Below are 12,266 nucleotides of genomic sequence, written 5' to 3'. Positions count from 1 at the left end.
GAATTCTCCGTCTCGTTCATCATAGCCCCCTCATCGTGTTCACGTGCGCCCGCTTGTCGCGCGCGGCAATAGCCCATCCCCACAATGCACCATCGCGCAACGGAAGGGCAAAAAACAGGTGTTCGAGCGCGCCAAGCGCCGCGAGCGCGAACAGCAGGCTGCCCGCGACGGCATCCGCGTCGGGCGCGGCAAGAGCCGCCTCCACGCCGAGCCATGCGGCCAGCGCAATCGTCGCTGCGATGCTCACGCCCAGCAGCGGCAGGAACCGGTTGGGGCCGAAATAGCTGGTCAGATAGGACAAGTGACGCGGCAGGATATCGGTGCTCGCGTTGGGCACACCCGCAAACAGGTTGAGCTTGGCCAGCAGCCGCAACGCGAACAGCAGGGCGAAGACCTGTGCACCGATCGGGTTGGGTTGGCCCCAGGAAAGCGCGATCATGATCATGCCGGTCGCCGCGAGCGCGATTTCGTGGTGAATCACGGCTCCGGTGGCGAACCGGAAACGCGCCATCTGCCCTGCGCCCTCAGGACAGGGATCGCGGCGCGGGCCGGTGACGCCGCCGGTCAGGAAAGCCAGTTCGTGCCAGCCCCAGATCGCCAGCGCGCCGGCAAAGCCCAGCATCGCTCCGTTCGCGCCTTCCATCGGCAGCGAGACGACAACCGCCACCAACCCGGCTGCACCCGTGACCCCCGCGATCAACAGACTACGCGCAAAGGTAGCGCGCGCACGGTTCGCCGCCCAGGCAATCAGCCCGGTGGCGAAGAACCACACCGCGATGGTCGCCAGCACCGGCAGGACATGGCCGGTAAAGCTTACCATGCCGGTTGCAGCCTGACGCTCTGCGGCAGTTTGTTGGTGCGGGTGCGGTGGAAATACATGCTCGCAAAAGCCACGCCCGCGCCTGCCACGCCGCTGGCGCGCTTCAGCAAGCCGCCAAGGCCGCCCTGCGCCTTGCCCGCGTCGATCCTGTCGGCAGCGCTACGCAGGCGGCTCATTTTCGCGCGGAACGCTGGATCGTCGGTTTCGAGTTCGACCGGAAAGACCTGCCGGGCGATCTGGTTGCAGACCGAAAATACCTCGTAATCATACTCGGTCGGATCGACGCCGAGCGCTTCGTGGAACACCGGGCGGTTGTGATCGCGCACGAACATCGTGGCGTAGACCGACAGCAGGAAGAAGCGGATCCAGAGCTTGTTGCGGCCCTGCAGCAGCTTGGGGTCGGAGCGCAGCAGCATCGCGAACGCCTCGCCATGGCGGAACTCGTCGTTACACCACTCTTCGAACCAGTCGAAGATCGGGTGGAACTTGTGCTGCGGGTTCGCGGCGAGGTGGCGGTAGATCGTGATGTAGCGCGCGTAGCCGATCTTTTCCGACAGATAGACGGCGTAGAAAATGAACTTCGGTTTGAAGAAGGTGTATTTCTTGGTCTTCGTCAGGAAGCCCAGATTGACGCCGATCCCGGCATCCTTCAGGCTCTCGTTGATGAAGCCTGCATGGCGGCTCTCGTCGCGGGCGAGCAGCTTGAACAGCTGCTTCACATCCGGGTTCTTCGTCCGCTTCGCGATCTCTGCATAGAGCACGCAGCCGGAAAATTCGGAGGTCATCGAGCTGACGAGGAAGTCGGTGAATTCCTTGCGCAGCGCTGGCGGCAGGTTCTCGATTACGCCGGTGAAGCTCTCGTTATGCTTGAAATGCGTCTTGTTGGGATCGCCGATCATTTCCTCGATCAGCGCGTCCCACTCTTCGCGCACCGGCGAGACGTCGATCGCATCGAGCGCGTCGAAATCGGTGGTGTAGAAACGCGGGGTCAGCATCGTATCCTGCGTCGCCAGCGCCATCGCCTCTTCGCTGGTCATCGGCTTGTAGGCGTTCATTTGATCCTCCCGGCGTTGAAGCTGACTTCGTAGAGTTCGGTCAGGTCGAAATAGGCGGCGAGACGGGTGAGGCTGCGTCTGACGGGCCCCGCGCGGGTCACGGTGGCGGTGCGTTCGAAGGTTTCGCGGCTGCCAAAGGGGATGGAGATAGGGGCGCCATGAACGCGGACCTTGTCGCCCGCCTCCATCGCGACCGTATCGGGCAGTTCGACATGCGCGTGGAAATGCTCGGAGCTTTGCTCGACCAGAATGCGGCAGGGAATGTCGAAGGTACGGCTGGCCATCAGGCGGCCTCCCCGTCCAGCAGCGCGGCAAAGGCGGCGCGGTTATCCCTTCCGAAGGCCCCCAGTTCGCGCGTTTCGCCCGTCGCAGGATCGGTTAGCGTCAGCCCGCCATCGTCCCAGAGGATGAGCTCGAACGGCGTCTCGGCATCCAGCCCTTCCCGCTGGCGCACATGCGCAAGGCCTCGCATGGTCGAACGGATGAAACCGCCAGTGCCCGGCGCGACCGTAGTGATTTGCGCACCTGTCGAAGCGTCGAACACCTCCACGCCGCCGTCGGAAGCATCGCGGAAATGCAGGCTCCGGCTGCTAGCCATCTGCGTCCCTGCAGCCGTCCGCGAAAGCTCGGGCACGGCGTCGCGCCCGACCAGCCCGAAGCTGACCGAGGACGCCAGCGCAAGGGACAGTCCCGCCACCGCCGCCAGCGCGATCAGGGGTGCCTTAGGCGAGGGCTCGGTATGGTCGTGGTGGAGGCTCATGCCAGCGCGCCCTCGATAGCCGGCGTCGGCGCTGTCGGGGCGGGTATGGCATCGGGTCGTTCGATCCGCTGGTGCGCAGCCACCGCCTCTGCCAGGCGTTCGGCCACGGCCGCTGCATCGGCAAGCCCGCGCATCATCGGTTGCGGATGGCTGAAGCGCCAAGGGCGCGCGTGCGGCCACAGCAGCAGATAGCCGAGCGAATGCTCGCCCTCCACGTCCAGCGCAATCTCGCCATAGCCGCGCCCACGATCGGCCAGATCCGCCGCACCGATCTTGGCCAGCGGCAGGTTGATCGTCTTCTCTATCGCCATACCGACATGCAGGATCACGCGTCGATCGGTGAGGATATAGCGCGTCGTGCGCGCCGATGTGAAAGCGATGGTGTAGAGGATCGCCATAACCGCCGCCCCTGCGAGCAGGGTCAGCGCGGCACCGCCCAGGCCTCCGCCGAACAGGACAGCGATCGCCGCAAGCAGCGCGAAATACCCGGCAATGACAGGGGTCCGAAACGCCGTGCGCGCGAGCACCATAGTATCGGGCGCACCCTGCCACAGCACCGCCTCGTCGGCCTGCGGGCGCCACAAGGTCTCGACCTGCGAGGCGCTCAGTACGGGGCCCTTGCCATCGCTCATAGCAGGGGCTCCTGTCTGTCAGGCGTTGCATAGAGATAGCCGCCGCCGAAATAGGCGACGATCCGTTCTTCCTCGTAGAAGGTGATCCGGTCGGGCGCGGCGGGTGTCGGAGCGCCAGCGAACTGGGCGGCCAGCAGCGCGTCGATAGTGATGGTCCCGCGCCGCTTGTTGACCAGCGCCATGGGCATCGGCGCGAGCACGTTGATACCGCCCGGCGTGGTGATCGCCAGATAGCGGATGACGTGCTCCGACCGGTCGATCCAGACTTCGCTCACCGTGCCGGCAACTTCGCCATCGGCCCCGAGTACCGTCATCCCGATCGGGTTGGGATCGCGCGTAGCGATGGTGATCTCTGCCTCCAGGCTCAGCGGAACGATCCTCGGTTCGCCGCGTGCGGTGACATCGGGCACGTTCTTTCGGTTGGCCCATGAGGCCGGGCCAATTCCATCGAGCAGCGGATCGCCGGTCGGCACGTAGGGTGCGCCACTGGCGCCGAATGAGCGCCTGGCGGGAAGATCGACACGCTCACGGGCACCGTTTTCCGGAGTGGACGCGCCATGCCCGTGCGGCAGCCTGAACGTCTTTGGAGTCGCCCGGCTGAGCGGCCCGCCGAAGCTTTCGACCAGACCGGTCGCCTCGTCTTCCAGCGGATAGCCTTCGCGCCGGTCTTCGCGGCGCAGGTAGAAAATCAGGCCGACGAAAAACAGCACGAAGGCGAAGAACACCAGCTGGGTGATATCGAGCGAACCCACGATATGTGAATCGATCATTTGCGCTCTCCTTGCGTGGCGGTCATGTCGGGAACTCGCGCAGTCCGAAGGAACCAGCGAGGGGCTGCGTACCGCCGAAATCCCGACGACGCGCGACGAGCGGGCCGAGCGCCACGAGCGCAGCCAGCAAGAGAACGATTTCGATAATGTAGACGCCGGAATACCCGGCCGCAGGGGTGTTGAGCGCGCCCGACAGCCCTCCCGACGATGCAGTATGCGACAATGCGTCGCGCAAGCCGCCACCGATGGCGATGGCAACGCCAGCGCAGCTCGCCTGCACCGCGCCCCATGCGCCCAGCGCCAGCCCTGCCCCCTCACCCCGCGCGCGGACCATCGTTTCGGTCAGCGTGCCGACCGAAAACAGGCCGAGGCCGAGGCCGATCGCAAAGGCCCCGGCGAACAGCAGCAGGACGGATGCGAAAGGCGCGGCGAACAGCACCAGCAGGAAAGCGGTGATCCCGGCGACGAGGCCTGCCCCGGCAAGCCGCAGCGGGTCGCCACCGTGCGACAGGCTGCGCCCGGCAAGGCAGAAACCGGTCAGCGCTCCTCCGGCCCACGCGCCGGTCAGCATCGTCGTGCTGCCCACCGAGAGGCCCAGGATCTCTCCGCCGTAAGGCTCCAGCAGCGCGTCCTGCATCGAGAAGGCAGCCGCGCCGATACCGATCGCGGCCAGCAGGCGAGCGGTACGTTCTTCGGCCACGAAGGCGCGCCACAACGTAATGAAGCTGGGCCCTTCGGGGTCGGATGCCGTGCGCGACGAGCCGCGCGGCTCCTGCTTCCACAGCGCGACGATGTTGAGAACCAGAGTCAGCGCTGCCGCACCCTGAATCACCTGCACCAGCCGGGTGGGCGAGAAATCGACCAGCAGCGATCCGATCACCAGCGCGGCCAGCATCGTGCCCGCCAGCAGCATCACATAGAGCAGCGCAACCGCGCGCGGGCGCTTGTCTTCGCAGGCAAGATCGGTCGCCAGCGCCAGCCCGGCGGTCTGCGTGGTATGCAGCCCCAGCCCGGTTAGCAGAAAGGCAAAGGCACTGATCGCGATGCCAAGCGCGGCGTGATCGGGACCGGACAGCAGCAGCAGCGCGAAGGGCATGATCGACAGCCCGCCGAACTGCATCATGGTGCCGAACCAGATATAGGGCACACGCCGCCAGCCGAGGACCGAGCGGTGCGTGTCCGACTTGTGGCCGATCAGCGCGCGTAGAGGCGCCGCCAACAGCGGGATCGCGATGATCGTGGCGACCAGTCCGGCGGGGATCGACAGCTCGACGATCATCACCCGGTTGAGCGTGCCGGTCAGCAGCACCGCCGCCATCCCCACGCTCACCTGAAACAGCGCCAGCCGCAGCAGACGCGACAGCGGTAGCTCCGCACTCGCCGCATCGGCGAAGGGCAGCCATGCCGTGGCGACCTGCATCCACCGGGCAGACAAGGGCGGGCGTTCGCTCATCAGCGGCGCACCAGCTCGATCGCGTGGCTGATGTAGAACCCGCTGGAGACGCGCTCGCTGCGGGCAACGCGCCAGTCGGGCAGGTCACCGGCAAGACGCGCGCACAGCCGATCTTCGCCGAGCGGCACCAGCCGAGGCGAGCGATCGCTGCGCGGGAACAGCTTGCCCGCCTGATACATCGCGAACAGCAGCGGCGTGCGCGGCACGAAAGTGAACAGCATCGAATGCGAAGTGCGCTCGCCCAGCTGCGCCAGCGCCGCAACCAGATCCGCCTCGCGGTAGTGGATCAGCGAATCCATCGCGACGACATGCGCGAACTCGCCCAGCGCAGGGTCGAGCATGTCGCCGGAGCGCCACGCGATCCGGCCATGTCCGATGAACGAAGGTTCGCGCTTCCGCGCCACCTCAACCAGCCCTGCGGCGACATCCACGCCGGTGACTTCCGCACCCCGATAGGCTGCCTCAACGCTGAAAGCTCCGGTGCCGCATCCGGCATCGAGCACGCGTGTACGGCGCAGGTCCTGCGGCAACCAGGATAGCAGAGTCTGGCGCATCGCATCGCGCCCAGCCCGCACGGTCGCGCGAATCCCGCTGACCGGCGCATCCGACGTCAGGTCGATCCACGCCTTCTGCGCGGTGCTGTCGAAATAGGTCGCCAGCCTGTCGCGGTTGAGATCGTAGGGGGTGGCCCCACCCTGTTGAATTGCCTGACTGGCCATTATTCGAACCCCAGAAAATCGAAGATGTCGCGGTCCTTCATCGCGGTCGCCTCCTGCGGATCGACCCCGTCCCACAGCAACTGCGCCAGCCGCAGGTACTCGGCCTGCGCGGCGAGCACTTCGGGGCTGTCGTCCATTTCGAACAGAGTGCACTTCTTCAGACGGCTGCGGCGGATCGCGTCGAGGTCCTGGAAATGCGCTAGCCGCTGCATCCCGATCTCGTCGCAGAAGCGGTCGATCTCGTCGGTCTCGCGGCTGCGATTGGCGACCACGCCCGCCAGCCGTACATCGTAGTTCTTCGCTTTTGCGCCAATCGCCGCGACGATCCGGTTCATTGCGAAGATCGAGTCGAAATCGTTTGCGGCGACCACCAGCGCGCGCTCGGCATGTTGCAGCGGCGCGGCGAACCCGCCGCACACCACGTCGCCCAGCACGTCGAAGATCACCACATCGGTATCTTCCAGCAGATGGTGCTGTTTGAGCAGTTTGACCGTCTGACCGACGACATAGCCACCGCAGCCGGTGCCCGCAGGCGGCCCGCCCGCCTCGACGCACATCACGCCGTTATAGCCTTCGAACATGAAGTCCTCAGTCCGCAGTTCCTCGCTGTGGAACTCGACCTGCTCCAGCGCATCGATCACCGTCGGCATCAGCTTCTTGGTCAGCGTGAAGGTGCTGTCGTGCTTGGGATCGCAACCGATCTGCAGCACCCGGTGGCCAAGCTTGCTGAACGCGGCAGAGAGGTTCGACGAGGTGGTCGACTTGCCGATCCCGCCCTTGCCGTAGACGGCAAAAACCTTCGCGCCCTTGATCCTGTCGCTCGGGTCGAGCTGGACCTGGACGGAGCCGTCGCCGTCTGGCGGAGCCTGTGTGGCGGCGTCTAGCATCATCGTCTCCTCATTCGGCCGCAACCACGCCTTCGAGCCGATCTTCCAGATCGTCGCTCGCCGCGCGCAGGGCTGCCAGTGTGTCTTCGTCGGGTTCCCAGAGCTTGCGCTCGCAGGCTTCGAGCAGGCGGTTCGCCACTCGTGCGGAGCTTTTCGGATTGAGCGCCGCCAGCCGCGCTCGCATCGCGTCGTCGAGCACGAAGGTCTCGCTGATCTGCTGATAGACCCACGGCTTCACGTCGCCGGTCGTCGCCGACCAGCCGAGCGTGTTGGTCACGTGGCTCTCCACATGGCGCACGCCTTCGAAGCCGTGCTTGAGCATGCCCTCGTACCACTTGGGGTTGAGCGTGCGGGTGCGCGTTTCGAGGTCGATCTGCTCGCCCAGCGTGCGCACCTTCGCGGCGCCTTGGGTGGCGTCGAGGATATAGACCGGAGCCTCGCTGCCCTTCGCACGCGAGATCGCGCGGTTCATGCCGCCCAGCCCATCGACATACTGGTCCAGATCGGTGATCCCGACCTCGACGCTCTCAAGGTTCTGGTAGGTGAAATCGACCGAAGCGAGCGCGGCAGCGAACAGCTCGCGCCGCTGCACGGGCGCGCCCTTGGGACCATAGGCGTAGCCCTTGTGCGTCTCGAACGCGTTGGCCAGCTCGTCCGGGTCGGTCCACACGCCGCCGTCGATCAGCTGGTTGACGTTGGCGCCGTAAGCACCCTCGGCATTGGAGAAGACCCGCAGGCTGGCGGTTTCGATGTCGCAGCCATGCGCCTCGGCAAAAGCGAGGCTGTGCTTGCGGACGTAGTTCTGGTCGACCGGCTCGTCCGCGATGCTCGCGAGCCAAGCGGCTTCGGCCAGCATCCGCGTTTGTAGCGGCAGGAGGTCGCGGAAGATGCCCGAGAGCGTTGCGACAACATCGATCCGCGCGCGGCCCAGCTCGGCGAGCGGAATCAGTTCTGCCCCGCTCAGGCGCCCATAGGAATCGAGCCGCGGGCGCGCGCCGATCAGCGCCATCGCCTGCGCCAGCTGCGTGCCCTCGCTCTTGAGGTTGTCCGTGCCCCACAGCACCATCGCGATGCTTTCGGGCGCTTTCTCTTGCGAAGCGCGGTGGCGGGCGAGCAGCTGCTCGGCCTGCCGCGCGCCTTCGGCCACCGCGAAGCTGCTGGGAATGCGGAATGGGTCGAAGCCGTGGATATTTCGGCCCGTGGGCAAGATTGCGGGATTGCGGAGCACATCGCCGCCGGGCGTCGGCAGAACGTAGCCCCCGTCGAGCGCGTGGATCAGCGCGGACATCTCGTCATTGCTGTCGAGCTTCACAGCCAGCGCATCGCGATCCGCCTCGGGGTCCGCACTCGCCATCGCATCGAGGAAACTCTCGCGTTCCTCGCCGTCGATCCTGCCACCGAACACGTGCAGCCCATGCGGGATAAGCGCCCGGCCCAGCTCGTAGAGGCGGCCCGACAGATCCTCGATCTCGCCCATCTCGATTTCGAGCGTGTCGCACGCATCGGCGATCATCGCTTCGACAGAGGCGCGTTCTTCCGCGTCGGTCGAGGCGCGCCAACGTTCGGTCAGTGCCTTGAGGTCGGCGAAACCCTTGTACAGACCGGCCTCGGCCAGCGGCGAGGTGAGGTAGCTGACCAGCGTGGCCGACGCGCGCCGCTTGGCAAGGATGCCCTCGGACGGATTGTTGGCCGCGTAGAGGTTGAAGTTGGGCAGATCGCCCAGCAGCCGTTCGGGCCAGCAATCCCCGCTGAGCCCCGACTGCTTGCCGGGCATGAACTCCAGCGCGCCGTGGGTGCCGAAATGCAGCACCGCGTCGGCGCCGAAGTCGCGGCGGATCCAGCGGTAGAAGGCGGAGAACGCGTGGGTCGGTGCAAAGCCGCCTTCGAACAGCAGCCGCATCGGATCGCCCTCGTACCCGAAGGCGGGCTGCACGCCGACGAAGACATTGCCGAGCTCGACACCATAGATGTGGATCGCCGAGCCATCGGCCTGCTGCTTGCCCGGTGCGGGGCCCCACTCCGCCTCGATTTCCTTCAGGTGCGGTTCGGCGCGGACATGCTCGTCCGCCGGAATGCGCGCCGCGACATTGGCGTCGGCGCAGAACATCTCCGCATTGCCGTGCAGCACCGCATCGCGCAGCGCGTCGATGCTCTCAGGCACGTCGACCGCGTAGCCCTCTGCGGCGAGCCGGACGAGAGTCGCATGGAGCGATTCGAACACCGCGAGGTGCGCTGCCGTGCCGGTCGCGCCCGAATTGGGCGGGAAGTTGAAGATGACGATGGCGAGCTTACGCTGCGCCCGCGCGGACTTGCGCAGCGTGACCAGCTTGGCGGTTTTGGCGGCGAGCGCAGCGGCGCGTTCGGGATGGCCACGCATCGCGCGCACCGGGCCTTCGGCATCGTCGCTGCGCCCACCGAACAGGCTCGGCGCGATCGCCCCGTCGAGCTCGGGGATCGCGACCATCATCGTGGTTTCGAGCGGCAGGAGGCCCAGCCGCCCCTCCGCCCAGGACTCGAGCGACTGAAACTCGATCGGGTGCGCGGCGATGTAGGGCAGGTCGAGGCCCGAGAGCGTTCCCACCGCCGCCTCGGTATCGTTGTACGCAGGCCCGCCAACCAGCGAGAAGCCGGTCAGATTGACGATCGTATCGACCGTAGGCTTGCCATCCTTGACGAAGAATTTCTCGATCGCGGGCCGCGCGTCGAGCCCGGCAGCAAACGCGGGCACCACTTCGAGCCCGGCGGCCTCCATCGCCGCGATCACGCCATCATAATGCGCGGTGTCGCGACCGAGCAGGTAGGAGCGCAACATCAGCAGGCCCACGCGGCCATGCGCGCCCTTCAGCCGCGGCAGCAGGCGCGTGCTTTCCGAAATCAGCTGATCGGTGCGCGGGTGATAGACGCCGACCTCGGGATATTCCTGCGGAGCCGCGGCATGGGTCGCACCGCGCCGTGCTTCGCGCTCGCCAGCAGCGTACCGGTCGATCAGCGCGCGCGCCATCGCGACCACGTTGTCGTCCGATCCGGCGAGCCAGTATTGCAGCGTGAGGAAATAGGCGCGCACGTCCTGCGCGGTGCCGGGAATGAACCGGAGAATCTTCGGCAGGCGGCGCAGCATCTTCATCTGCCCCGCGCCCGAGCTTGCCCCCGGTTTGCCGGAGCCGCGCAGCTTCTTGAGCAGCGCGAGCGGGCCCTTGGCGGGGGCATCCATGCGGTAACCGCCCATCCGGGTCAGCCGTACCACCTCGCCCGCCGACATCAGGCCGAGCATCGCGTCGCACTGCTCGCGGCGAGCCTCGAGCGCGGGCATGATCGCGCGGACGTGATCGTCGAGGAACAGCATCGTCGCGATCACGATGTCGGCCCGCGCGACGTCCTTTTCGGCCTGCTCGAGCGATCCGGGCACCCGGTCCCAATCGGACGCCGCGTGGAGCACGATCTCGATGTCCTCGACCGCCAGCCGCTCGCTCGCCCGCTCAACCGCACCCTTGAGGTGATTGTCGAGCGTCACGATCACGACGCGCGTCCGGGGGAGCGCGCTAGCGGGCATAATGCGCCTTGGCATCGTATAGCGTTTCGAGGTCGATCGCCGCGCGGCCCTGCTCGGCGGCGAAGCTTTCCGTGTTCCGCTTCGCCTTGCCGCGCACGAAGAAAGGGATTTTCTTCAGTTCCGCCTCGGCTTCGGCGGACCAGATATGAACCTCCCCCGCCGGGGGAGGGGGACCATCCGCAGGATGGTGGAGGGGTCCGTCCGCCTCGCTTACCTTGGCAGCAGTATCGGCAAGGCCTCCCTGCCCCTCCACCCCGCTTCGCGCGGTCCCCCTCCCCGTTGCGGGGAGGTTCTGGTGCAGGTGGCTCGCGCCCGCATCGTCGGAGAACTCGAAATCCTCGCGGAACATGGTCAGCAGGTGCTCTTCGAGCCCCATGACCAGCGGATGCACCCAGGTGTCGAACAGCACGTTCGCACCCTCGAACCCCATCTGCGGGCTGTGGCGGGCGGGGAAATCCTGCACGTGGACCGGGGCCGAAATGACCGCGCAGGGCACGCCCTGACGCTTGGCGATGTGGCGTTCCATCTGCGTACCCAGCACCAGTTCGGGCGAGGCGGCGGCGATGGCATCTTCGACCTCGAGATGATCGTCGGTGATCAGCGGCTCGACGCCGTAGAGCTTGGCCGCATCGCGCACTTCGCGGGCGAATTCCCGATTGTAGCAGCCGAGCCCGACTACCTCGAAACCCAGCTCTTCTTGCGCGACCCGCGCAGCAGCAACAGCGTGGGTCGCATCACCGAACACGAACACGCGCTTGCCCGTCAGGTAGGTCGAGTCGACCGAGCGGCTCCACCACGGCATGCGCGACTGGTCGTCGGCCAGCGCAGGCTCGGGATCGACCCCGGCAAGCGCGGCAACCTCTGCGATGAATTCGCGCGTCGCGCCGACGCCGATAGGAACGGTCCTGGTGCGCGGCTGCCTGAATTCGCGCTCAAGCCAGCGGGCGGCGCTGTCGCCGATCTCGGGATAGAGCACGATGTTGAAGTCCGCCGCCCCGATCCGGGCGATCTCGGCGGGTGAGGCACCCAGCGGGGCGACGACGTTCACCGCGATGCCCAGCGTGTCGAGGATGCCGCGCACCTCGCGCACATCGTCGCGATGGCGGAAACCAAGCGCTGCGGGGCCGAGGATGTTGACCAGCGGCCTGCGGCGATCACGCGGCGCGGCGCGCACATCGCGATCCGCGAGATGGCGCACGATCTGGTAAAAGGTCTCGCCTGCGCCCCAGTTTTCCTTGCGCGAATAGCTCGGCAGTTCGAGCGGGACGACCGGGCACGGCAGGCGCATCGCCTCGGCCATCCCGGCGGGATCGTCCTGAATGAGCTCGGCAGTGCACGACGATCCCACCAACATCACCTGCGGATCGAACCGTGCAAAGGCATCGCGCGCCGCGCGCTGGAACAGATCGGCGGTATCCTTGCCCAGATCGCGCGCCTGAAAGGTCGTGTAGGTGACCGGCGGGCGGGCACCCCGCCGTTCGATCATCGTGAACAGCAGATCCGCGTAGGTATCGCCCTGCGGCGCGTGGAGCAGGTAGTGGACGCCGCGCATCGCTGTCGCGACCCGCATCGCGCCGACGTGAGGTGGCCCCTCGTAGGTCCAGACAGACAGCTGCACCG

Annotated in this window: 11 protein-coding genes; all 11 read right to left on the bottom strand. The window is 66.5% G+C overall.

The genetic code is table 11. The annotated features are described in order from the left end of the window. Positions 1–19: 19 nt before the first annotated feature. Genes puhE through bchB form a run of 11 tightly spaced genes read right to left on the bottom strand, consistent with a single transcriptional unit; the run spans position 20 to position 12,264 of the window. A complete protein-coding gene (gene puhE, locus AAG591_RS09755) occupies positions 20–820 on the bottom strand; it encodes a putative photosynthetic complex assembly protein PuhE (protein ID WP_342531022.1) in 801 nt (266 codons plus the stop codon). Then, positions 814–1,875, bottom strand: coding sequence for a magnesium-protoporphyrin IX monomethyl ester (oxidative) cyclase (gene acsF, locus AAG591_RS09750; protein WP_342531020.1), 1,062 nt, complete (start codon positions 1,873–1,875; stop codon positions 814–816). Before acsF ends, puhE begins: the two co-directional genes overlap by 7 nt. After that, positions 1,872–2,159 carry a hypothetical protein gene (locus AAG591_RS09745; RefSeq protein WP_342531019.1) on the bottom strand — a complete coding sequence of 96 codons (288 nt, stop codon included), beginning with the start codon at positions 2,157–2,159 and terminating at the stop codon, positions 1,872–1,874. The genes acsF and AAG591_RS09745 overlap by 4 nt, the downstream gene beginning before the upstream one ends. Next, a complete protein-coding gene (gene puhC / locus AAG591_RS09740; protein ID WP_342531018.1) occupies positions 2,159–2,635 on the bottom strand; it encodes a photosynthetic complex assembly protein PuhC in 477 nt (158 codons plus the stop codon). Before puhC ends, AAG591_RS09745 begins: the two co-directional genes overlap by 1 nt. Then, entirely contained in the window at positions 2,632–3,267 is a 636-nt protein-coding gene (gene puhB / locus AAG591_RS09735; protein ID WP_342531017.1) for a photosynthetic complex putative assembly protein PuhB, read from the bottom strand. Before puhB ends, puhC begins: the two co-directional genes overlap by 4 nt. Further along, on the bottom strand, positions 3,264–4,037 hold the full coding sequence (gene puhA, locus AAG591_RS09730; protein WP_342531016.1) for a photosynthetic reaction center subunit H: 774 nt from the start codon (positions 4,035–4,037) through the stop codon (positions 3,264–3,266). Before puhA ends, puhB begins: the two co-directional genes overlap by 4 nt. Before the next feature lie 22 nt (positions 4,038–4,059). Next, positions 4,060–5,490: a BCD family MFS transporter gene (locus tag AAG591_RS09725; protein ID WP_342531014.1), complete on the bottom strand. Its 1,431-nt coding sequence runs from the start codon at positions 5,488–5,490 to the stop codon at positions 4,060–4,062. Continuing rightward, a complete protein-coding gene (gene bchM, locus AAG591_RS09720; protein WP_342531012.1) occupies positions 5,490–6,209 on the bottom strand; it encodes a magnesium protoporphyrin IX methyltransferase in 720 nt (239 codons plus the stop codon). The genes AAG591_RS09725 and bchM overlap by 1 nt, the downstream gene beginning before the upstream one ends. Beyond that, on the bottom strand, positions 6,209–7,096 hold the full coding sequence (gene bchL / locus AAG591_RS09715; RefSeq protein ID WP_342531258.1) for a ferredoxin:protochlorophyllide reductase (ATP-dependent) iron-sulfur ATP-binding protein: 888 nt from the start codon (positions 7,094–7,096) through the stop codon (positions 6,209–6,211). Before bchL ends, bchM begins: the two co-directional genes overlap by 1 nt. A gap of 10 nt (positions 7,097–7,106) precedes the next feature. Next, positions 7,107–10,646, bottom strand: a complete 3,540-nt coding sequence (gene bchH / locus AAG591_RS09710; RefSeq protein ID WP_342531011.1) for a magnesium chelatase subunit H — start codon at positions 10,644–10,646, stop codon at positions 7,107–7,109. Then, the gene (bchB, locus tag AAG591_RS09705) at positions 10,636–12,264 is read right to left on the bottom strand and encodes a ferredoxin:protochlorophyllide reductase (ATP-dependent) subunit B (protein WP_342531010.1); all 1,629 of its coding nucleotides are present in this window, start codon (positions 12,262–12,264) and stop codon (positions 10,636–10,638) included. Before bchB ends, bchH begins: the two co-directional genes overlap by 11 nt. Positions 12,265–12,266: the final 2 nt, after the last annotated feature.

The sequence above is a fragment of the Citromicrobium bathyomarinum genome (assembly GCF_038594485.1).
GTDB classification, from domain to species: Bacteria; Pseudomonadota; Alphaproteobacteria; order Sphingomonadales; family Sphingomonadaceae; genus Alteriqipengyuania; species Alteriqipengyuania bathyomarina_A.
The sequence above is the reverse complement of the archived record's forward strand: the minus strand, read 5'-3'. Positions and strand labels throughout refer to the sequence as shown.